Origin of the sequence: Elioraea sp. (assembly GCF_022842375.1) — a bacterium.
Taxonomy (GTDB): Bacteria; Pseudomonadota; Alphaproteobacteria; order Acetobacterales; family Acetobacteraceae; genus Elioraea_A.
In genome coordinates this window covers 74,038-94,581 of the sequence record NZ_JALHPR010000017.1, presented here as the reverse complement: position 1 = coordinate 94,581, position 20,544 = coordinate 74,038, and the positions used below count along the sequence as shown (strand labels likewise).

Sequence of the window (20,544 nt, the reverse complement as noted above, 5' to 3'; positions counted from 1 at the left end):
GGGGCGCGCTGCGCTGGAACGGCAGCGACTGCGGCTGGTGGCGCCGCGGCTGGTAGCGTTGGAGCGGGCGGCGGCGGGCGTGCTGCCTCGATCGTCACCGGCGGCGGCGGCGGCGGCGGGACCGGCACGGGGGGACGCTGGGCGCGCTCGAGGGCGGCGATGCGGGTGCGCGCGAGGTCGGCGAACACGCCATCGGGGTAGCGACGGAGATACGCCTGGAGCTCGTCCGGGCTGCGGCTGTCCTTCACGCTCTCCCAGAACAGCCGCTCGGTCGCGCCATCGGGGCTGATGCCCGAGCGCGGCGCGCCCTGGTTCAGCGCCGGGTCGGGCGCCGGCGGGGTGGCGGTGGCAACCTGCGCGGCCCCGGGACGGAAGAAGAACTCGCCTTCGAGCGAGGAATTCTCCCACGGCACCTGCGACCCCGCCGTCGCCTCGCGCACCGATTGCCTGACGCGGCCCAGCATCGGGCGGATCTCGAGGCCCGGCGTCTCCATGTGCTGCAACAGCGCTGCCGTGAAGGGCGAGTTGCGGCCAAACCCGTCCTGCGCCACCTGCCCGGGCGCCGTGGCGAAGGCGACCAGCGTGCCCACCGGCCCGCGCACCGGGGCGAGGCCCGGGGCGGCGACGCCGCGCGTGCCGCTCGCCGACAGGCGCTGGCGGAACGGATTGTCGCGGCAGGCATCGAGGAACACCAGGATCACCCGCGCGCGGCCCTCGAGCTGTGCCACCACCGCATCGAAATCGATCGTCTCGAAAGGCAGGTCACGGTCGCTGCGGATGCGGGCCGAGACGGGGATGAGGTGATTCCGCCCGGCGACCTCCACCGCGTGGCCGGCGTAGTAGACGAGTGCTGCCTCCGCCCCCACGGCCGCTTCGCCGAAGCGGCGGATGGCGGCCTCCATCGCGGGCCTGTCGGCATCCAGCAGCAGGTCGGTCGCGAAGCCGAGGCGGGAGAGCGACGCGGCAACGCCGCGCGCATCGGCCTCTGGGTTGGCGAGCGCCGGCGCCTCGCGATAGGCACCGTTGCCGATCACCAGCGCCACGCGCTGTGCGGCCGCGGGCATTGCGGTGGCGACCAGGACCAGGAGTGCAAGAACGACACGGGTCATCGCGTATGATCGCGCTGCGGCGGCGTGGCGTGTCAACCGCTCGCTGGGCTCAGAAGTCGAGATCGGCGTAGTGCGCGGGCGGGCTCAGGCCCGGCACGCGATCGACCAGCAGCGCCCGGAACGAGGGGCGCGACTTCACCCGCGCATACCATTCCTTCGCCGCGGGACTGACCGACCAGTCGACATCGCCCAGGAAATCGAGCGCCGAGAGATGCGCGGCCGCCGCGAGATCGGCGAGCGTGAGGGTCTCGCCGGCGAGCCATTTCCGGTGCTCGGCGATCCAGCCGAGATAGGCGAGGTGATGGCGGAGATTGGCAAACCCCGCCCTGATCGCGCCGCCCTCGGGCTCGCCCCGGCCGAACAGGCGCTTCATCAGTTTCTCGAACAGCAGGTTGTCATCGACCTCGCGGGCGAACTTGCCGTCGAACCAGGCAACGATGCGCCGGCACTCGGCCCGCTCGGCCAATGAACGGCCGAGCAGCGGCTGGTCGGGGTAGGCTTCGTCGAGGTACTCGCAGATCGCAGCGCTGTCGGCCACGGCGAGCCCCGAGTCCTCGACCAGCACGGGCACCTGTGCCGCGGGGTTCAGCGCCAGGAAGTCAGGCCGGCGCTCCCACACCTTCTCGACCTTGAGCTCGAACGGAAGCCCCTTCTCGGCAAGGGCAAGACGCACCTTGCGCGAATAGGGCGAGAGCGGGAGGTGATAGAGGAGGCGCATGGGAGGCCGCGCTTATCGCACAGCCCATCCCACGCGTCACCCCGCCGCGATCGTGTGCGGATCAGTCTCCCGCTTGCGCCTTCGTTGCCTCGAGCGAGAGCGGCACGGGCAGGTAGCTGACGAAATCCTTCGGCACGACCTGCCAGAAATGCCCACGCTCGCGCGACCAGTCGTTCAGCAGCATCGCGGCGAAGCGGCTGTTCGTTTCCGCCACATGCCGCATGATCAGGTCACGCAGCGTCATCTCCCAGTGCGGGTGCGACAGGCGCTGCCACAGCACATGCTCGGGGTTCACGCGCACCGGCAGCAGGCCCTCGGGGTCGTACACGAAGGCCTGCCCGCCCGTCATGCCGGCAGCGAAATTGTCGCCGACCGCCCCGAGGATCACCGCCACGCCACCGGTCATGTACTCGCAGCCGTTCGAGCCGCAGCCCTCGACCACCGCCGTGGCACCCGAGTTGCGCACCGCGAACCGCTCTCCCGCCTGGCCGGCAGCGAACAGCCAGCCCGCCGTGGCCCCATAGAGAACCGTGTTGCCGATGATGGTGTTCTCGTTCGAGCGGAGCGTCGAGGACGGCGCCTGGCGGACCACGATCGTGCCGCCCGAGAGCCCCTTGCCCACGTAGTCGTTCGCATCGCCGAACACGTCGAGTTTCAGCCCCTGCACCGCAAAGGCGCCGAGGCTCTGCCCCGCCGAGCCGCGCAGCCTGACCGTGACATGGCCGGGTGCGAGCCCCTTCATGCCGAACTGGCGGACGATCTTGGACGACATCTTCGTCCCGATCGTACGGTATGTGGAACGGATATTGTACTGGAGCTGCATCTTCTCGCCGTCGCGGAACAGCGGCGCCGCATCGGCGATCATCTGCGCATCCAGCGTCTCGGGCACCTCGTTCCGGCCCTCGAGCGTGCAGAACCGCGCATAGGGGCCGGGGTCTGCCTGCGCGAGAATGGGGTTGAGGTCGAGGTCATCGAGATACGCGCCGCCGCGGCTGACCTGCTGCAGCAGGTCGGTGCGCCCGATCACTTCCTCGAGCTTGCGCACGCCGAGGCCGGCGAGGATCTCGCGCACCTCCTCGGCCACGAAGCTGAAGAGGTTGATCACCTTCTCCGGGGTGCCGTCGAACTTCGCGCGCAGCGCCTCGTCCTGCGAGCAGACGCCGACGGGGCAGGTATTGGCGTGGCACTGCCGCACCATGATGCAGCCCATGGCGACGAGGCTCGCCGTGCCGATGCCGAACTCCTCGGCCCCCAGCATCGCGGCCATCACCACGTCGCGGCCCGTCTTGATGCCGCCATCGGTGCGCAACTTCACGCGGTGCCGCAGGCGGTTCAGCATCAGCACCTGGTGCGCCTCTGACAGCCCCATCTCCCAGGGGAGCCCTGCGTACTTGATCGAGGTCTGCGGCGACGCGCCCGTACCACCGACATGGCCGGAGATCAGGATCGTGTCGGCCTTGGCCTTGGCAACGCCCGCGGCGATCGTGCCGATCCCGGAACGGGCTACCAGCTTCACGCAGACCGCGGCCTCGGGGTTGATCTGCTTCAGGTCGTAGATGAGCTGGGCCAGATCCTCGATCGAGTAGATGTCGTGGTGCGGCGGCGGGCTGATCAGCGCGATGCCGGGCGTCGAATGCCTCAGCCTGGCGATGATCTCCGACACCTTGAAGCCGGGGAGCTGGCCGCCCTCGCCGGGCTTGGCCCCCTGGGCCATCTTGATCTCGATCTCGCGGCAGTTGTTCAGGTACTCGGCCGTGACACCGAAGCGGCCCGACGCAATCTGCTTGATCGCCGAGTTGGCGTTGTCGCCGTTCGACCGGGGCTTCGCGCGCCCCGCATCCTCGCCGCCCTCGCCGCTGTCGGACTTGGCACCGATGCGGTTCATCGCGATCGAGAGCGTCTCGTGCGCCTCCGGGCTCAACGCGCCGAAGCTGATGCCGGGAGAGACCAGGCGCTTCCTGATCTCGGTGACGCTCTCGACCTCCTCGACCGGGATCGCCTTCCGGCCCTCCATCTTGAAGTCGAGCAGGTCGCGGAGTGCGATCGGCGGCAGCTTCCGCACCGCATCGGCGTAGCGCTTGTAGGTCTGGTAGCTGTCGGTCGCGACCGCGGTCTGCAGCATGTGGATCAGCGATCCGGCGAAGGCATGCGCCTCTCCGGTGCGGCGAAGCTTGTAGAGGCCGCCGACCGGCAGCGTCACCGCATCGGCATCCCACGCCTTGGCGTGGAGTGCCAACACCTTGCGCGCGATGCCCGACATGCCGATGCCGGAGATGCGGCTCTGCATGCCAGGGAAGAACTCGGCCACCAGCGAACGCGACAGGCCGATCGCCTCGAAATTGTACCCGCCGCGATATGACGACAGAACGCCGATGCCCATCTTGCTCATGATCTTGAGCAGGCCCTTGTCCATCGCCTTCCGGTAGCGCTGCACGGCGGTCTTGAGCGGCATGTCGGCGAACAGGCCACGACGGTGGCGGTCGGCGATGCACTCCTGCGCAAGCCACGGGTTCACGGTGGTGGCACCCACGCCGATCAGCACCGCGACGTAGTGGGTGTCGATCGCTTCCGCCGCGCGCACGTTCAGCGAGGTGAAGGTGCGGAGCGACTGCTTCACGAGGTGGGTGTGCACGCCACCGGTGGCGAGGATCATCGGGATGGCGCAACGCGCGGGCGAGACGCGCTCATCGGTCAGGATGACATGCGCGGCACCGGCGCGGATGCCCTCCTCGGCCTCGCGGCGGATGCGCTCGATCGCGCGGCGAAGCCCTGCCTCTCCCTCGGCCACGGGGAAGGTGCAATCGACCTCCACCGCGTTGTCGCCCATGTGCGCGCGCATCGCCTCGAACTCGGTGGTCGTGAGCACCGGACTCTCGAGCTGGAGCAGGTCGCACTGGCCCTGGTCCTGGTCGAGCACGTTGCCGAGGTTGCCGAGCCGCGTCTTCAGCGTCATCACGCGGGTTTCGCGCAAGCTGTCGATCGGCGGGTTCGTCACCTGGCTGAAGGCCTGGCGGAAGTAGTGCGACAGCGGCCGGTACTGCTCCGACAGCACGGCGAGCGGCGTGTCGTCGCCCATCGAGCCCGTCGCCTCGCTCGCCTCCTCCACCATCGGGTGGAGGATCATCTCGAGCTCCTCGAGCGTGAGGCCGGCCGAGAGCTGGCGGCGGCGAAGCTCCTCGCCGACCAGCCGCGCCGTCTCTGCCGCATCGGTGCGGATCAGCGCATCGAGATGCAGCGTCCGCCGCGTCCAGGCGCCGAAATCCTCGCGCCCGGCCAGCATGTCCTTCAGCTCGCGGTCGCTGAAGAAGCGGGGCGCGTCGAGGTCGACCGCGATGCACTGCCCGGGGCCCACGCGGCCCTTGGCGACGATCTCGTCCTCGCGCAGCTTCACCATGCCCGTTTCGCTGCCGATGACGAGAAGCCCATCGGCCGTGACGGTGTAGCGCATCGGGCGCAGGCCGTTTCGATCCATCCCCGCAACGACCCAGCGGCCATCGGTGCCGGCCAATGCCGCCGGGCCGTCCCACGGCTCCATCACGGCGTTGCAGTAGAGGAACAGCGCGCGGTGCGCCTCCGGCATCGTCGCGTTGGAGCCGATGCTTTCCGGCATCATCATGGCCTTGGCCATCGGCGCGTCGCGGCCGGCGCGCACCAGCACCTCGAACACGTTGTCGAGGATGGCGGTGTCCGACCCGCCGGACTGGATCACCGGCTTGATGTCGTCCATGTACTGGTCGAGCAGCGGCGAGGAGAGCCTGGTCTCGTGGCTCTTCATCCAGTTCACGTTGCCGGTGATCGTGTTGATCTCGCCGTTGTGCGCGACCATCCGGAACGGCTGCGCCAAGCGCCATGTCGGGAAGGTGTTGGTGCTGTAGCGCTGGTGGTAGATGGCGAAGCGCGAGATGAAGCGCTCATCCACCAGGTCGGGGTAGAATTCCGTCAGGCTCTCGGCCAGGAACATCCCCTTGTAGATGATCGACCGGCACGAGAGCGAGCAGATGTAGAGGTCGCTCACCTGGGCCGCGATCGCCGCCTTCTCGATCCGGCGGCGGATGACGTAGAGGTCGCGCTCGACCGTCGCATCGTCGCGGGCATCGGGGTCGTAGAGCATGATCTGCTCGATCTCGGGCCGCGTCGCGTTGGCCTTCTCGCCGATCACCGAGACGTCGATCGGCACCTGCCGCCAGCCATAGATGCCGTAGTTGAGTGCGAGGATCTCGGTCTCGATGATCTGGCGGCAACGCTCCTGCGCGCCGAGATCGGTCTTGGGCAGGAACACCTGGCCGACGGCGATGCGCCCCGGGCGCACCGTGTCGCCGCCGCGCGTCACGGCCTCGGCGAAGAAGTCGCGCGGGATCTCGACATGGATGCCCGCACCGTCGCCGGTCTTGCCGTCGGCATCGACGGCGCCGCGGTGCCACACGCTTCGCAGCGCATCGATGCCCGCCTGCACCACGCGGCGCGAAGGCTTGCCGTCGAGGGCAACGACGACGCCGACGCCGCAGGCATCATGCTCGGTGAGGTCGATGCCGGCCTCGCGCAGCACCGCGGCATTGGCATCGTGGGCCGCAACGAACTCAGAACCACGCTCAGGAATCATGCCGTCCATGGGTCCGGTCCTCACTCTGCCGCGACGGCGACGGTTGCCGCTGCCTTTTCCTGGATGAAACGGTGCATCTGGGCCGCTGCATCGCGCCCATCGCGGATCGCCCACACGACGAGGGAGGCGCCGCGCACGATGTCGCCGGCAGCGAACACGCCCGGGACCGACGTCATCATCGTGCGGTGGTCGACCTTCAGCGTGCCCCAGCGCGTCACGGCAAGGCCCGTCTCGCCGAACATCGCGGGCACGTCCTCCGGGTCGAAGCCGAGCGCCTTGATCACGAGATCGGCCTCGACCGTGAAGGCGGACCCGGCGATCGGCTCGACCTGCTGGCGGCCAGCGGGATCGGGCAGGCCAAGATGCATGCGCACGGCCCGCACGCCGGCCACCGCACGGTCGCCCAGGAACGCCTCGGGTGCTGCGAGCCATTCGAAGCGAACGCCCTCCTCCTCGGCGTGCTTCACCTCGCGCATGCTGCCCGGCATGTTCGCCTTGTCGCGGCGGTAGAGGCAGGTGACCGAGGTGGCACCCTGGCGGATGGCGGTTCGCACGCAATCCATCGCCGTATCGCCACCGCCGATCACCACGACCTTGCGGCCCGCGGCGTTCAGCGTGCCATCGGCGAAGGCGGGAACACTGTCGCCGAGCCCGCTGCGGTTCGACGCGGTGAGGTAGTCGAGCGCCGGCACGATTCCCGAGAGGCCGGAGCCTGGTCCGCCGAGCTCGCGCGCCTTGTAGACGCCGGTGGCGATCAGCACCGCATCGTGGCGGTTGCGCAGTTCGGCGAGCGAGATGTCCTTCCCCACCGCACAGTCCATGTGGAAGCGGATGCCGGCGGCGCGGTAGAGGTCCCACCGCCTGAGCACGACCGGCTTCTCGAGCTTGAAGTTCGGGATGCCGTAGATCATCAGCCCGCCGGGCCGGTCATACCGATCATAGAGGTCGACGGCGTAGCCCTGGCGGCGCAGCTGCTCGGCGGCGGCAAGCCCGCCGGGGCCGGCACCAATGATGCCGACGCTGTAGGGAAGCTCCCGCTGCGGGCTCGGCGGCCGCACCCAGCCTTTCTCGAAGGCGGTGTCGGTGATGTATTTCTCGACCGCGCCGATCGTGACGCTCTCGAACCCCTTCTCGATGACGCAGTTGCCTTCGCACAGCCTGTCCTGCGGGCAGATGCGGCCACAGATCTCGGGGAAGGTGTTGGTGGCAGAGGCGACCTCATAGGCCTCCTCGAGCCGCCCCTCGGCGGTGAGCTTGAGCCAATCGGGGATGTTGTTCCCGAGCGGGCAATGCACCTGGCAGAACGGCACGCCGCACTGGCTGCAGCGGCTGGCCTGCTCCGTGGCACGCTCGGCCGAGAACTCGCGGTAGATCTCGTCCCAGTCGCCGCTGCGCTCGGCGGCGCTGCGCTTGTCGGGCGTCCGCTGGGGGGTGGCGACGAATTTCAGCATCCGCTCGGCCATGCTCACGCTCCGATCTCAGCAACGCCCCGATGGTCCGGCCGGGGTGGTCCCCGGTCACGGGTTGGCCGCCGCCAGCCATCGGCGAAGCCAACGCAGCGTCCATACAATGGGTCAGGCAGGCTGACGAGTCAGAATGAGCAGGAAACGTCCGTTTCGGACCCTATTTCTTTACGAGTGCCGCGTGATCGCCCAGACGGGCGACGATGCGGCATCTGATTCGAGCAGACCGGAAATTGATAGGTCCGATTCGGACTTATGCTGCGCGACGCCCATGTGGCCGGAAGCGCGCAAGGTAGGCGGGGACGATGGCCTCGAGCGCCTTTGGCGCGATGCCGAGATCGGCGAGCGTCAGCGCGCCCTCCGCCACGACGTTGTCGCGCTGGAGCAGCAGGAGCTGGTCACGTGTCAGCGGCGGCGTGGGCAGGAGCTCGAACAGCCGCGCCTGGAGATTGCCGACGCTGAACGGAAGATCGATCAGCAGCCGCTTCCGGCCCGTCACGGCCAGCACGTATTGCAGCAGCTCCTTGAAGGTATAGATGCGCGGGCCGCCAAGCTCGTAGGTGCGCCCGATCGCCTCGGCCCGGTCGAGCGATGCCATCACGGCATCGGCCACGTCGCCGACATAGACGGGCTGGAACCGCGTCGTGCCGCCGCCATAGGTCGGCAGCGCAGGGGCGAACCGTGCGAGCGAGCCGAAGCGGTTGAAGAACCCATCCTCCGGCCCGAACACGATGGAGGGACGAAGGATGGTCGCACCCGGGAAGCCGGCCAGCACCGCCGCCTCGCCGGCGGCCTTGGTGCGGGCATAGACGCTGGGGCTCGCCGCATCCGCTCCGATCGCCGAGAGATGCACCATCCGCCCAACCCCCGCAGCCGCGGCGGCAGAGGCGACGATGCCAGGCCCCTGGCCCTGCACGGCGGCAAAGCGGGCGCCCGCGCTCTCGAACAGGATGCCGACGCAATTGATGACGACCGTCGCACCGTTGACGCTGGCCTCGACGCTGCGCGCATCGGTGACGGAGGCGCGCACGGGCAGGATCTGGCCCGGCACGCCCATCGGCTTCAGCGCCATCGCGCGCTCGGGGTCACGGCCAGCGACGCGGACGACGAAGCCCTGCGTGGCAAGCCGCTTGACGATGTAGCGGCCGATGAACCCGGCCCCGCCAAACACCGTCGCCACGCTACCAGTACCCGGGGCCAAAGCCGTCATGCATCACCTCTGGTTGTTGCCCGCCTGCCTGCACCATGTGGCCAGCAGGCCCACTTGCTCAAGCGCTGCGACCACGCCGCTGGCGCCGTTGACGCCCGCGCCGCCCGGCGCTACACGTCCGCCCCTCCCACCGATCATTGCCCAGGTGGCGGAATTGGTAGACGCGCAGGTTTCAGGTACCTGTGGCCGAAAGGTCGTGGAAGTTCGAGTCTTCTCCTGGGCACCATCCTTCCCCCAAGCCTGACCTCACCGTTTCGGAACGCGGAGGCGGCGCGCCCAAGCGGGGCGGTTGCGCCGCACCCTGCGCTGCGCGATGGTGCCGCCTGTCCCTTCCCCCCGGCGCTGCGCCTGGCCTGCCTGCCGCCGGGCACCCTCCGGCAGCCACGGTACCACCCAGCCCGATGACCACGCTCTTCGCCAACGGCACGACCATCCACCTCCACCGCCATGACCTGCCGGCGGGGCTCACGCTCGGCTCCGTCGTCGCGGTCGACAGCGAGACGATGGGGCTCGACCCGCGCCGCGACCGGCTCTGCCTCGTCCAGCTCTCGGGCGGCGATGGCCATGCCCACCTCGTGCAACTGGTCCCGCCCAGCCTGGGCGGGCGGGGCTATGACTGCCCGAACCTCAAGACGCTGCTGGCCGATGCCGCGACGCTGAAGCTGTTCCACTTCGCCAGGTTCGACGTCGCGGTGTTCCACCATTTCCTCGGCGTCGAGACGCGTCCCGTCTGGTGCACGAAGATCGCCGCCAAGCTGGTCCGCACCTTCACCGACCGGCATGGGCTGAAGGACCTCTGCAAGGAAATCCTCGGCGTCGAGGTGTCGAAGCAGCAGCAGTCGAGCGACTGGGGCGCGCCTGAGCTCACGCCGGAGCAGCTGGCCTATGCGGCCTCCGACGTCATGCACCTGCATGCGCTGAAGGCGCGGCTCGAGGGCCTGCTCGCCCGCGAGGGGCGGCTTGCGCTGGCCGAGGCCTGCTTTGCCTTCCTGCCGGCGAGGGCGGAACTCGACCTTCTCGGCTACGAGGAGCCGGACATCTTCCATCATTGACATTGACCAGGGGCTTGCCGCACCGGCGTTGAGGAAGTCGCAACCTTCGCCTGCGCACGTTCGTGTGCCATGGCACATGTTTTGCCTGTCAAGAGCGACGTTCCGTTGACCCGGCCTCTGGCCAAGCCCTACATGCTTGGTCAGGCATCGGAAAATCGACGCATGACAGGTTCCCTGGCCGGCACCGCCGCGCCGCTTTCCCGCGACAGCGACCGTGCAGCGAGCGACCTTGCCGCGGCCCGCCAGGTGCTCGCGACCGAGGCAGCGGCCCTGGCCGCACTCGCCGATGCGCTCGATGCCGGCTTCGCCCGTGCGATCGACCTGATCGCCGGCGCCACGGGCCGCGTCGTCGTCACCGGCATGGGCAAGTCCGGGCACGTCGCGCGCAAGATTGCCGCCACCTTCGCCTCCACCGGAACGCCCGCCCTGTTCGTCCACCCGGCAGAGGCGAGCCACGGCGACCTCGGCATGATCACCGCGGCCGATGCCGTTCTCGCCCTCTCCAACAGCGGCGAGACGCCGGAACTGGCCGACCTGGTCGACTATGCCCGTCGCTTCGCCATCCCGCTGGTCGGCATCACCAGCCGCGCCGGCAGCACGCTGGCCGAGCATGCCGACGTCGCGCTGATCCTCGCCGATGCGCCAGAGGCCTGCCCCATGGGCCTCGCGCCGACCACCTCGACGACCCAGATGCTCGCCCTCGGCGATGCGCTCGCGGTCACGCTGCTTGCGCGGAAAGGGTTCACGGCCGCCGATTTCCGCGTGTTCCATCCTGGCGGCCGGCTCGGGCGGCGCCTGCTGCGGGTGCGCGACCTCATGCATGCCGGCGACGAGGTGCCGCTCGCCCCGGTCGGGACGCCGATGGCAGCGGCGATCCTGCGCATGACCGCCGGCCGCTTCGGCTGCCTCGGGCTGACCAGCCCCGACGGAACGCTCGCCGGCATCATCACCGACGGCGACCTTCGCCGCGCGATGTCGGCTGACCTCCTTGTGAAGTCTGCTGCCTCGGTGATGACAGAAGCGCCCCGCACGATCGCCCCCGACGCCCTGGCGGCGGAGGCGATGCGCATCATGAACGAGGCCCGGATCACCGCGTTGTTCGTGACGGACGCCGACAGGCCCGTCGGCGTCATCCACGTGCACGACCTGCTGCGCGCCGGGGTGGCGTGACGGAAATGGCAGATCCGGTGATCGCCTCCCTCCCCATGCAGCCGAAGCTGCAGGCCGCTGCACCGGAACTCCGTGCCTTCGTGCGCGATCGCCGGCGCACGCCCGATGCCGCGGCACTCGCCCGACGCCGCTTCGCCGTCGCCCTGCTCAAGCGGGCCCTGCCGCTGCTCGCCTTCGCCGCACTCGCGCTCATTGCCCTCTGGCCGCAGATCACGGGGCTCGAGGAGCAGGTGCGCGTCTCCTACCGCAAGCCCTCCGTCACCGTGCCGACGGGTGCGGCGAGCGTGGTCGAGCCGCGCTTCCAGGGCACCGATGATCGCGGCAGGCCCTACACGCTGTCGGCCGACACGGCGACGCAGGAACAGGGGGCCGATGCGGTGGCGCTCGCCCGCCCGCGCGGCGACGTCACGCTCGAGGACGGCGCGTGGGTGATGCTGCAATCCGATGCCGGAACGTTCCATCGCGGGGAGCGCAGGCTCGATCTCTCGGGCAACGTGGCGCTGTTCCACGACAGCGGCTACGAGATGCAGACCGATGCGGCCGAGGTCGATCTCCGCGCAGGCACGGCACGGGGCAACGAGCCGGTCGCCGCGCAGGGACCTGCGGGAACACTCGACGCGGTCGGCTTCACGTTGCGCGATCGTGGCGATGTCGTGATCTTCGGCGGACCGGCGCGCATGGTGCTCGTGCCTGGCGCGCGGGGCCCGACGGCGACGCGGCGGGACGCGCCATGATCCGCGCGGCCGCCCTCGCCCTTCTGCTTCTCGGCGCCGTTCCTGCCACCGCGCAGGAACTCGGCCTCTCAGGCGAGGGGCCGATCGAGATCCTCGCCGACGGGCAGATCGAGTGGCACCGCAACGAGCAGACGGTGATCGCGTCCGGCAACGCGCGTGCGATCAGGGGTGCCACCACCGTCTTCGCCGATCGCCTCGTCGCGCGCTATCGCGCCCGCAACAGCGAGGGGCGGGGCGGCGAGGCGGCAAGTGGCGGCGCCACGGCGCAGGCTGCCATCGGCTCGGGGGCCGGCGAGATCTGGCGCCTCGAGGCTGACGGCAATGTCCGCATCGTCTCGAACACCGACCGCGCCGTGGGCGACCGTGCCGTCTATGACCTCGACCGCCGCGTGCTGGTGATGACGGGCCGCGCGCTGAGCCTCACCAACGGCACCGACATCGTCACCGCGCGTGACGCGATCGAGTACTGGGTCGATCGCCGCATGGCGGTGGCGCGCGGTGCGGCGACCGTCACATCGCCCGACCGGTCGATGACCGCCGACACGCTCGTCGCGCATTTCCTCGATGCCGCCTCAGCGCCCGCGCAAGCCCCAGCGCCACGCCCGGCGGCCCAGGCACAGGCGCCCGCGGCGCAAGGCTCCGCCGCGCTGGCACCGGGAGCCGGGCGGCTCGACCGCGTCGAGGCGTTCGGCGACGTGCGCATCCGCACCGCCGCCGAGTTCGTTCGCGGCGATCGCGGCATCTACACACCGGAAACCGGCATCGCGCGCGTGGTCGGTAATGTCGGCATCACGCGCGGGCAGAACCAGCTCCAGGGTGCCGCGGCCGAGGTGAACCTCAAAACCGGCGTGTCGCGGCTGATCGCCTCTCCCGGCGGCCGTGTCGCCGGCCTGATCGTGCCGGAGGAGCGCGAGCGGCCGGCACCGGCCGTTCTCGCCCCGCCGCCGCCGCCCCTCGGTTCACGCCGATGAACGCCGGCAACGCGCTTCGGGCGGAACCCGCCCGGCCGGATGGCTCGCGCCAGCCGCTCGAGGTCATCGCCGGCAGCGCAGGGCTCGTGGCGACCGGGCTCGGCAAGCGCTACCGCAAGCGCCCCGTCGTCAGGAACGTTTCGCTCTCGGTGCAACGCGGCGAGGCGGTCGGCCTGTTCGGGCCGAACGGTGCCGGCAAGACGACCTGCTTCTACCTGATCGTCGGCCTGGTCGCGCCCGACAGCGGCACGATCACCCTCGATGGCGCCGACATCACGACGCTGCCGATGTACCGCCGCGCGCGGCTCGGCCTCGGCTACCTGCCGCAGGAGGCCTCGATCTTCCGCGGCCTGACAGTCGAGCAGAACATCCGCGCGACGCTCGAGGTGGTCGAGCCGGATGCGGGTGCGCGCGATGCGATCCTCGACGAATTGCTCGCCGAGTTCTCGATCAGCCATCTCCGCCGCACGCCGGCGATCGCGCTCTCGGGCGGCGAGCGCCGGCGCGTCGAGATTGCCCGCGCGCTGGCCACTCACCCGAACTTCATTCTTCTCGATGAACCTCTGGCCGGGATCGACCCCATCGCGGTGGGCGAGATCCGTGACCTGGTGGCACATCTGAAGGATCGGGGCATCGGCGTGCTCATCACCGACCACAACGTGCGCGAGACGCTCGAGATCATCGACCGCGCCTACATCCTCCATGACGGCCAGGTGCTGATGGAGGGAAGCCCCCGCGACATCGTCGCGCATGAGGGCGTCAGGCGCGTCTATCTCGGCGACCGGTTCAGCCTGTAGGGCCGGCTCCAGTCATGGCGATGGGTCCCCGTCTCGATCTGCGTCTTGGCCAAGCCCTGGTCATGACGCCGCAGCTGCGGCAGGCGATCAAGCTGCTGCAGTTCTCGAACATGGAGGTCGCCGCGTTCCTCGAAGGCGAGCTCGAGAAGAATCCCCTGCTCGAGCGCGACGATGCCACCGACGCGCCGCTGCCCGTGGGCGAATCAGAGCCCGTGGCGGAGGCCGCCGGCCCGACGCTCGCCGAGAGCATGACCGAAAGCGGCGAGAGCGTTGCCGCCGCGGGCGAGGCGCCGCTCGATGCCGATTTCGCCAATGTCTACGACCAGGGCGGCAGCGCCGATGGCAGCGTCGGCCCGATGGACGGCATGCGGATCGGTGCCGGCGGGCGCAGCGATTTCGAGGGCGACGATCGCGGCATCGAGGACCATGCGGTCGAGCGCCGGTCGTTGCGCGAGCACATGGCCGAGCAGCTTCGCCTGTCCGGCGGCGATGCGACCGAGCGCCTGATCGGCGCCTGCCTGATCGCGATGCTCGACCCGGCCGGAAGGCTGACCGGCGACCTTGGCCAGCTTGCCGCCAACCTCGGCTGCGACGTCGCGCGCGTCGAGGCGGTGCGGCAGAAGATGATGCGCTTCGATCCGCCCGGCGTGTTTGCCCGCGACCTGAAGGAGTGCCTCGCCGTCCAGCTCGCGGACCTCAACCGTTACGACCCCGCGATGGCGGCGCTGATCGACAATCTCGAGCTGCTCGCCCGCCGCGACATGCGCAAGCTCATGGAGATCTGCGGCGTCGACGCCGAGGACATGACCGAGATGGTGGCCGAGCTGAAGCGGCTCGACCCAAAGCCGGGCGCTGCCTTCGAGGCCGAGGCCGCGACCACGGTCGTGCCCGACGTGCTGATGCGGCGCGCCCCCGATGGCGGCTGGATCGTCGAGCTGAACCCGGAGACGCTGCCGCGGGTCCTCGCCAACGGCACCTTCCATGCGCGCGTTTCCTCCGGCGCGCGGACGCGGGAGGAAAAGACCTTCATCGCCGAGCACTGGGCGAACGCGACCTGGCTGGTGAAAAGCCTGCAGCAGCGCGCGACGACCATCCTCAAGGTCGCCTCCGAGATCGTGCGCCAGCAGGATGCGTTCTTCCGCCACGGCGTCTCGCATCTCCGCCCGCTGATCCTGCGCGACATCGCCGGTGCGGTGCAGATGCACGAGAGCACGGTGAGCCGCGTGACGGCGAACAAGTACATCGCGACACCGCGCGGTACGCTCGAACTCAAGTTCTTCTTCACCACCGCGATCGCGGGCACCGGCGGCGGGGAAAGCCACTCGGCGGAAGCGGTGCGGCACCGCATCCGCGACATGATCACGACAGAGGACCCCGAGAACGTGCTGTCGGACGACCAGATCGTCGCGGTGCTGAAGCGCGAGGGAGTGGACATCGCACGCCGCACGGTGGCCAAATACCGCGAGAGCCTTCGCATCCCCTCCTCCGTCCAGCGGCGGCGGGAGAAGGCGATCCCGGCCTGAACGGGAAACCTCCCGGGGCGGGGCGCGGTCCAGGGAAGACCGCGCGTTGACGTCGGAAAGGCGGAAGGAATACGCCAATGCACATCACCGTCTCGGGCAAGCAGGTCGATGTGGGTGACGCGCTGCGCACCTATGTCGGCGAGCAGCTGGGGATCATCAGCGGCAAGTACTTCGACCATGCGCTGGAGGCGCAGGTCGTGTTCTCGAAGGCCCGCTCCTTCTTCATGTGCGACATCCAGATGCACGCCGGCCGCAACATCATCATGCGCGGCGAGGGCGAGGCGCAGGATGCGCATGCCGCGTTCGACGCCGCGGCCGAGCATGTCGGCAAGCGGCTCAGGCGCTATCGCCGCAAGGTGAACGACCATGCGCGCGACCAGGCGCATCGCGAGCGTCCGACGGCCGCGACGCAGTACGTGCTGAGCCAGGACCAGCCGGCGGGCGCCGATGACGAGGCGGAGACGGAGGGTGTGAACGGCATCCACGGCGTCGTCGTCGCGGAGATGCCGGCGGAGATCGAGACGCTGACGGTGGGCGAGGCCGTGATGCGGCTGGACCTCGCGCACACGCCGGTGCTGATGTTCCGCGAGCGCAAGAGCGGCTCGCTCAGCGTCGTCTACCGCCGCGACGACGGGCATATCGGCTGGATCGACCCGTCCGCCGCCAAGGTGGGGTAGCGGGCTGGGCGCAGGGCGTCCAGGCCGCGCTGCGCGCCATCACGCCAACAGCGTGCTTGACGGGGTGCTTGACGGGGCAATCCCGCTCCGCTGAGATGTGTTCACGGTTTCGTGTGCCATTTCAGAGTGGATTGTCCCGCCATGCCCACGACGGCGCGCATCGTCGCGATCGTGCTCACCGCCATCCTTGTGTCCGGCTGCGCCACCTATCACCGCGGTGCGGAAACGTTGCGGCGGCCGAGCGACGTCGCTGCCATCGTCATGATGCCGGTCGATGTCGAGATCTTCGAACTCTCCGCCGGCGGGTCGCTCGAACCCAAGGCTGACTGGACGGAGGCTGCACACCGCAACCTCGTCGAGGCGCTGCGGGCGGAGGAGGCAGGCCGCGGCCTCGCCTTCCGCGGCTTCGATGAGACCGTCCTCACCGCCGAACAACGCGTGCCGATCGACCAGGTGCAGCGCCTGCATGGCGCCGTCGGCCGCGCCATCCAGACGCACTGGAACAGCGGACCACTGGTGCTACCCGCGAAGCAGGGACGGTTCGACTGGACGCTCGGCGCGCCCGCAGCGGCGTTACGCGGCCAGACGGGGGCCGACTACGCGCTGTTCATCTGGGTGCGCGACAGCCATTCGAGCCCCGGGCGCGTCGGGCTGATCGTCGCTGCGGCGATCCTCGGCGTCAGCGTGCCCGGCGGGGTGCAGACGGGCTTTGCCTCCCTCGTCGATCTCTCGACCGGGGAGATCGTCTGGTTCAACCGCCTGCTCCGCGGCGTCGGCGATCTCAGGACGGCGGAACCGGCACGGGAGACGGCGCGCACGCTGCTCGACGGCTTCCCGCGATGAGCGGGCCGACGCGGCGGCGGCTCCTCGCCGGCTGCGGCTGTTGCATGGTCGCGAGCAGCTTCGGCTGCGCCCCGCCAGAACGCCCGCTGATCCCCGGCGAACGCCCGACGACGGCAACCGACGAAGGCGGCCTCTGGGCGATCATGGACCGCGAGGAGGCGCGGCTCGCACGCTCGCCGCTGCGGGTGAACGATCCTGGCCTCGAACGCTACATCTCCGGCATCGCCTGCACTGTCGGTGGCGCCTATTGCCGTGACGTGCGCGTCTACGTCGTGCGCAACGCCAGTTTCAACGCCTCGATGGCGCCGAACGGCATGTTGCAGGTGTGGACCGGGCTTCTGTTGCGGACCGAGAACGAGGCGCAGCTCGCCGCGGTGATCGGCCACGAGCTCGGCCATTTCGTTGCGCGCCACTCGCTGACCCGCATGCGCACCGCCCGCACCGTGGGCGACATCGCCGCGTTCATCGCGCTCGGCACGGCCGGGGCCGGCGTCCAGGGCGGGCCGCAGGCGGTGCAGGCGATCGCGATTTCCGCCCTCTTCGCCTACAGCCGCGACCAGGAGCGGGAAGCCGACACGTTCGGCCTCGCCGCGATGCGCCAGGCCGGCTACGCCGAGAGCGAGGCCGCCGCCGTCTGGGCCGGCATGGCGGCCGAGGAGCGCGCCGAGCCCGCGCGTGACCGCGGCGTTCCCTTCCTCGCCACGCACCCTGGCGCGGAGGAGCGCGAGCAGACGCTGCGCACCCTCGCCGCCTCGGCCGCAGGCACGGGCAGGATGGGAGAGGATACACACCAGGCGGCACTCGCACCGCTCATGCCGACGATGCTGGCCGACGAGGTGCGCCTGCGGCGACCGGAACGGTCGCTTTCCGTGTTCCAGCGGCTGCTCGCCCGCCAGCCGAACGAGCCCGGGCTCAATGCCGCGACCGGCGAGGTCTATCGCCTGCGCGCGGCCCTGGGCGACGATGAGCGCGCGCTCGCCGCTTTCCGCATTGCCGCCGCCGCGCCACGGCCACCCGCCACCGCCTGGCGCGGCATCGGGCTGGTCGAGCAGCGGCGCGGGCAGAGGGCGGAGGCGGCGGCCGCCTTCCGACGCTACCTCGCCACCACGCCGGAACCGCCCGACGCGGCGATGATCAGGTCCTACCTCGTGGAGGGAACATGATGCCCCGCCGCACCCGCCCCGCGCTGCTGCTTGCCGCGACACTGCTGCTGGCGCTCACCGGCTGCGCCGGCTTCACCATGGTCCCGCCAGGGCCGACCGCGACGAAGGGCATGCAGCTCACCCCCGGCACGGCGTGGAACCGCTTCAACAACCCGCGCCACCCCTCGCATCTCGATGTGTGGACGCAGAACGGCCCGATCCTCGACATGCTCGTCGTGCTCGGCGGCCTCGAGGACGGGCGCGCCCTCCTCAACCTCGAGACCGACGATGGCGGCACGCCGCTGCCTGTGTTCCGCAGCACGATGACGGCGACCGACATCCAGTCGCTGTTCGAAACGACCGTCGCACGCGTCCGTCGTGCGCGAACGGTCGACCTGTTCGGCCTTCGCCCCGCACCCTTCGTCGGCGAGGACGGGTTCCGGTTCGAGTTCGCGTATCTCGGCGCCGACGAGGTGGACCGCCGCGGCATCGCCGTCGGCGCCGTGCGGCAGGGCAGGCTCTACATGATCGCGTTCGAGGGAACCGGGCTGCTGCACTACCCGAGGGGCCTTCCGGAAGCGGAACGGATCATCGCCGGCGCGCGCATCGCGGGAAGCTAGCCGCCACGTTCAGCCGGGCATGGTGCCTTGCGCCTCGATCAGCGCCGCTGCCATGTCGGGTTCGTCGATCGAGTGGTTCGCGTCGTTGACGATGACGAGCCGCGAGCCCGGCCAGGCCCGGTGCAGGTCCCAGGCACTGCGCATCGGCGTCACCACGTCGTAGCGGCCCTGCACGATCACGGCAGGGATGTGCGTGATCGTGCCGAGGCCCGCGAGCAGCGCCCCCTCGGGCACGAAGAAGCGGTTGACGCAGTAGTGCACGAACAGGCGCGAAATCGGCAGCGCCTGCACGGGATCGGCAACGCCCGCGACATAGTCAGGCCTGCCGCGGAACTGCACCGTCCACGCGCTCCAGGTGCGCAGCGCGACGGCGGCCGGCAGATGGATGGCGGGGTCGGGATCGGTCAGGCGACGGTGGAACGCCGGCAGGGGGGCTGACCGTTCGTCCTCCGCCAGCACGCCCATGAGCGCCTCCCAGCGGTCGGGGAACAGGTGCCGCGTGCCGGTCCACCACCACGCCACCTCGCTGTCACGGCCGAGGAAGATGCCGCGCATCAGCAGCGAGCGCACCCGTGCCGGAAACGCCTGGGCATAGGCGAGTGCAAGGAAGCTCCCCCACGACCCGCCAGTGACGACCCAGGTGTCGATGCCAAGATGCGCGCGCACCGCGTCCGTGTCGGCCACGAGATGCTGCGTGGTGTTCGCGCGGGCTTCGGCGTGCGGGGTCGAGCGACCGGATCCGCGCTGGTCGATCAGCACGATGCGGTAACGCTCGGGGTCGTAGTAGCGGCGGTTGTGCGGGCGGAACCCGTTGCCCGGGCCGCCATGCAGGTACACGAGCGGAATGCCGCGCGGGTTGCCGCACTCCTCCACGTGGAGGACGTGCCCGTCGCCGACCTCGATCAGGTGGCGCGCGAAGGGATCGATCGGCGGGAACAGCACATCATCGAGTGTCATGCGGGGGACCCTACCCCCGCTGGCGGATCAATGCACGCTGACGGGGATCATCTCGTGCTCGAACACCGCCGCGGCTGCCTGCGCCGCATCGGGGGCGAGGCCGATCTGTCGCCCATCGGCGCCGAAGATGGCAACCGCCGGGGCGCCGTCCACCACCACCGGGCGGAGATAGGCGACGCCGCCGAGGCCGATCTGCGCGAGCTGCTCGCGCGTCGGCACGGGGAAACGGTCGCCCTGGTCCTGGGATGTCGGGTTCATCGTGCTCTCTCCTCGGGCACCGCGTCGCGGCTGCCCAGGTTTCACCGTGCCATCATGGCCACGGCGCCGTTCTCACTCGGCCCCGTCACGTTCAGCGCTCTCCGCCGTTGGCGGCGGAACCGTTGGCCGCCGGCCTCTCGCCGATACGGATGGTGCGCACCCGCGTCTCCGCCTGCGGGCGGTGCAGGTCGATGTGCAGCAGGCCCTTGTCGAGCCACGCGCCCTTCACCTCGATCCCCTCGGCCAGGACAAAGGGGCGCTGGAACTGCCGCGCGGCGATGCCGCGGTGGAGGAAGACGCGCCCATCGCTGTCGTCGGCCTGCCTGCCGCGCACGACGAGCTGGTTGTCCTCGAGGGTGATCGAGAGCTCATCCATCGTGAAACCGGCGACGGCGAGCGTGATCCGGAGCGATTCCGGCCCGGTCTGCTCGATATTGTAGGGCGGATAGCCCTCGCCCCCGACCTTGGCCAGACGCTCGCGCGCCTGCTCGAGATGGTCGAATCCCAGGAAGAGCGGGCTTCCGAACAGGGTCATGCGTGTCACAGCGGGCCTCCTCGGCTGAGCGAAGCGTCGCCGGGGCCCAAAGCGCGGCACCCCGGCCCAGGGGACATGGGAAACCGGCATCAGTCATGCAAGGGCGGGGCGCGGGGTGGGCGTTGACGGCATTGCGGGGCTTCGCGCGGGGCGTTACCTAGGCCG

At 69.9% G+C, this 20,544-nt stretch carries 18 protein-coding genes and 1 tRNA gene; 11 read left to right on the top strand and 8 right to left on the bottom strand.

The window, feature by feature from the left end:
- The 5 genes from Q0C38_RS15050 to Q0C38_RS15030 form a co-directional block, all read right to left on the bottom strand.
- Positions 1-1,109 (bottom strand): caspase family protein (locus tag Q0C38_RS15050; protein WP_291297920.1); only part of this gene is annotated, 1,109 nt, incomplete at its 3' end.
- A gap of 49 nt (positions 1,110-1,158) precedes the next feature.
- Positions 1,159-1,827: a glutathione S-transferase family protein gene (locus Q0C38_RS15045; protein ID WP_291297919.1), complete on the bottom strand. Its 669-nt coding sequence runs from the start codon at positions 1,825-1,827 to the stop codon at positions 1,159-1,161.
- Between the two features lie 61 nt (positions 1,828-1,888).
- A complete protein-coding gene (gene gltB / locus Q0C38_RS15040; RefSeq protein ID WP_291297926.1) occupies positions 1,889-6,427 on the bottom strand; it encodes a glutamate synthase large subunit in 4,539 nt (1,512 codons plus the stop codon).
- Between the two features lie 20 nt (positions 6,428-6,447).
- Complete coding sequence (locus tag Q0C38_RS15035; protein ID WP_291297918.1) at positions 6,448-7,890, bottom strand: NAD(P)-dependent oxidoreductase; 1,443 nt, start codon at positions 7,888-7,890, stop codon at positions 6,448-6,450.
- A gap of 253 nt (positions 7,891-8,143) precedes the next feature.
- On the bottom strand, positions 8,144-9,100 hold the full coding sequence (locus tag Q0C38_RS15030) for a complex I NDUFA9 subunit family protein (protein ID WP_291297917.1): 957 nt from the start codon (positions 9,098-9,100) through the stop codon (positions 8,144-8,146).
- A gap of 139 nt (positions 9,101-9,239) precedes the next feature.
- Between Q0C38_RS15030 and Q0C38_RS15025 the strand changes: the two genes are divergently transcribed.
- The 11 genes from Q0C38_RS15025 to Q0C38_RS14975 all read left to right on the top strand — a co-directional run bounded on the left by Q0C38_RS15025 (position 9,240) and on the right by Q0C38_RS14975 (position 18,629).
- Positions 9,240-9,326, top strand: a tRNA-Leu gene (locus tag Q0C38_RS15025).
- Between the two features lie 175 nt (positions 9,327-9,501).
- Entirely contained in the window at positions 9,502-10,152 is a 651-nt protein-coding gene (locus tag Q0C38_RS15020; protein ID WP_291297916.1) for a ribonuclease D, read from the top strand.
- A 162-nt stretch (positions 10,153-10,314) separates the two neighbouring features.
- Positions 10,315-11,322: an SIS domain-containing protein gene (locus tag Q0C38_RS15015; RefSeq protein ID WP_291297915.1), complete on the top strand. Its 1,008-nt coding sequence runs from the start codon at positions 10,315-10,317 to the stop codon at positions 11,320-11,322.
- Positions 11,323-11,327: 5 nt separating this feature from the next.
- Positions 11,328-12,056, top strand: coding sequence for an LPS export ABC transporter periplasmic protein LptC (gene lptC / locus Q0C38_RS15010; protein ID WP_291297914.1), 729 nt, complete (start codon positions 11,328-11,330; stop codon positions 12,054-12,056).
- A complete protein-coding gene (locus Q0C38_RS15005; RefSeq protein ID WP_291297913.1) occupies positions 12,053-13,027 on the top strand; it encodes an LptA/OstA family protein in 975 nt (324 codons plus the stop codon). The genes lptC and Q0C38_RS15005 overlap by 4 nt, the downstream gene beginning before the upstream one ends.
- Positions 13,024-13,824, top strand: coding sequence for an LPS export ABC transporter ATP-binding protein (lptB, locus tag Q0C38_RS15000; RefSeq protein WP_291297912.1), 801 nt, complete (start codon positions 13,024-13,026; stop codon positions 13,822-13,824). The genes Q0C38_RS15005 and lptB overlap by 4 nt, the downstream gene beginning before the upstream one ends.
- A 14-nt stretch (positions 13,825-13,838) precedes the next feature.
- Positions 13,839-15,347 carry an RNA polymerase factor sigma-54 gene (gene rpoN / locus Q0C38_RS14995; RefSeq protein WP_291297911.1) on the top strand — a complete coding sequence of 503 codons (1,509 nt, stop codon included), beginning with the start codon at positions 13,839-13,841 and terminating at the stop codon, positions 15,345-15,347.
- 77 nt (positions 15,348-15,424) lie between these two features.
- The gene (hpf, locus tag Q0C38_RS14990; RefSeq protein ID WP_291297910.1) at positions 15,425-16,024 is read left to right on the top strand and encodes a ribosome hibernation-promoting factor, HPF/YfiA family; all 600 of its coding nucleotides are present in this window, start codon (positions 15,425-15,427) and stop codon (positions 16,022-16,024) included.
- 141 nt (positions 16,025-16,165) lie between these two features.
- Positions 16,166-16,867: a hypothetical protein gene (locus Q0C38_RS14985; RefSeq protein WP_291297909.1), complete on the top strand. Its 702-nt coding sequence runs from the start codon at positions 16,166-16,168 to the stop codon at positions 16,865-16,867.
- Positions 16,868-16,911: 44 nt separating this feature from the next.
- Entirely contained in the window at positions 16,912-18,030 is a 1,119-nt protein-coding gene (locus Q0C38_RS14980; RefSeq protein ID WP_291297908.1) for a M48 family metallopeptidase, read from the top strand.
- Positions 18,030-18,629 carry a hypothetical protein gene (locus tag Q0C38_RS14975; RefSeq protein WP_291297907.1) on the top strand — a complete coding sequence of 200 codons (600 nt, stop codon included), beginning with the start codon at positions 18,030-18,032 and terminating at the stop codon, positions 18,627-18,629. Before Q0C38_RS14980 ends, Q0C38_RS14975 begins: the two co-directional genes overlap by 1 nt.
- Positions 18,630-18,638: 9 nt before the next feature.
- Here the strand turns inward: Q0C38_RS14975 and pip are convergent, their stop codons facing one another.
- The 3 genes from pip to Q0C38_RS14960 form a co-directional block, all read right to left on the bottom strand.
- Positions 18,639-19,586 (bottom strand): prolyl aminopeptidase, encoded by a 948-nt coding sequence (pip, locus tag Q0C38_RS14970; protein WP_291297906.1) that lies wholly within the window; start codon positions 19,584-19,586, stop codon positions 18,639-18,641.
- A gap of 27 nt (positions 19,587-19,613) precedes the next feature.
- Complete coding sequence (locus Q0C38_RS14965) at positions 19,614-19,844, bottom strand: DUF1150 family protein (RefSeq protein ID WP_291297905.1); 231 nt, start codon at positions 19,842-19,844, stop codon at positions 19,614-19,616.
- 91 nt (positions 19,845-19,935) lie between these two features.
- Positions 19,936-20,379, bottom strand: coding sequence for an Hsp20 family protein (locus tag Q0C38_RS14960; protein ID WP_291297925.1), 444 nt, complete (start codon positions 20,377-20,379; stop codon positions 19,936-19,938).
- Positions 20,380-20,544: the final 165 nt, after the last annotated feature.

What these genes read in the sequence shown, in the direction of transcription:
- Q0C38_RS15035 (WP_291297918.1), bottom strand. Translation starts at nt 7,890, where the DNA reads ATGGCCGAGCGGATGCTGAAATTCGTCGCCACCCCCCAGCGGACGCCC.
- Q0C38_RS14980 (WP_291297908.1), top strand. Translation starts at nt 16,912, where the DNA reads ATGGTCGCGAGCAGCTTCGGCTGCGCCCCGCCAGAACGCCCGCTGATC.
- Q0C38_RS14985 (WP_291297909.1), top strand. Translation starts at nt 16,166, where the DNA reads ATGCCCACGACGGCGCGCATCGTCGCGATCGTGCTCACCGCCATCCTT.
- Q0C38_RS15030 (WP_291297917.1), bottom strand. Translation starts at nt 9,100, where the DNA reads ATGACGGCTTTGGCCCCGGGTACTGGTAGCGTGGCGACGGTGTTTGGC.
- pip (WP_291297906.1), bottom strand. Translation starts at nt 19,586, where the DNA reads ATGACACTCGATGATGTGCTGTTCCCGCCGATCGATCCCTTCGCGCGC.
- Q0C38_RS15015 (WP_291297915.1), top strand. Translation starts at nt 10,315, where the DNA reads ATGACAGGTTCCCTGGCCGGCACCGCCGCGCCGCTTTCCCGCGACAGC.
- Q0C38_RS15045 (WP_291297919.1), bottom strand. Translation starts at nt 1,827, where the DNA reads ATGCGCCTCCTCTATCACCTCCCGCTCTCGCCCTATTCGCGCAAGGTG.
- Q0C38_RS14960 (WP_291297925.1), bottom strand. Translation starts at nt 20,379, where the DNA reads ATGACCCTGTTCGGAAGCCCGCTCTTCCTGGGATTCGACCATCTCGAG.
- Q0C38_RS14965 (WP_291297905.1), bottom strand. Translation starts at nt 19,844, where the DNA reads ATGAACCCGACATCCCAGGACCAGGGCGACCGTTTCCCCGTGCCGACG.
- lptB (WP_291297912.1), top strand. Translation starts at nt 13,024, where the DNA reads ATGAACGCCGGCAACGCGCTTCGGGCGGAACCCGCCCGGCCGGATGGC.
- lptC (WP_291297914.1), top strand. Translation starts at nt 11,328, where the DNA reads ATGGCAGATCCGGTGATCGCCTCCCTCCCCATGCAGCCGAAGCTGCAG.
- hpf (WP_291297910.1), top strand. Translation starts at nt 15,425, where the DNA reads ATGCACATCACCGTCTCGGGCAAGCAGGTCGATGTGGGTGACGCGCTG.
- rpoN (WP_291297911.1), top strand. Translation starts at nt 13,839, where the DNA reads ATGGCGATGGGTCCCCGTCTCGATCTGCGTCTTGGCCAAGCCCTGGTC.
- Q0C38_RS15005 (WP_291297913.1), top strand. Translation starts at nt 12,053, where the DNA reads ATGATCCGCGCGGCCGCCCTCGCCCTTCTGCTTCTCGGCGCCGTTCCT.
- Q0C38_RS14975 (WP_291297907.1), top strand. Translation starts at nt 18,030, where the DNA reads ATGCCCCGCCGCACCCGCCCCGCGCTGCTGCTTGCCGCGACACTGCTG.
- gltB (WP_291297926.1), bottom strand. Translation starts at nt 6,427, where the DNA reads ATGATTCCTGAGCGTGGTTCTGAGTTCGTTGCGGCCCACGATGCCAAT.
- Q0C38_RS15020 (WP_291297916.1), top strand. Translation starts at nt 9,502, where the DNA reads ATGACCACGCTCTTCGCCAACGGCACGACCATCCACCTCCACCGCCAT.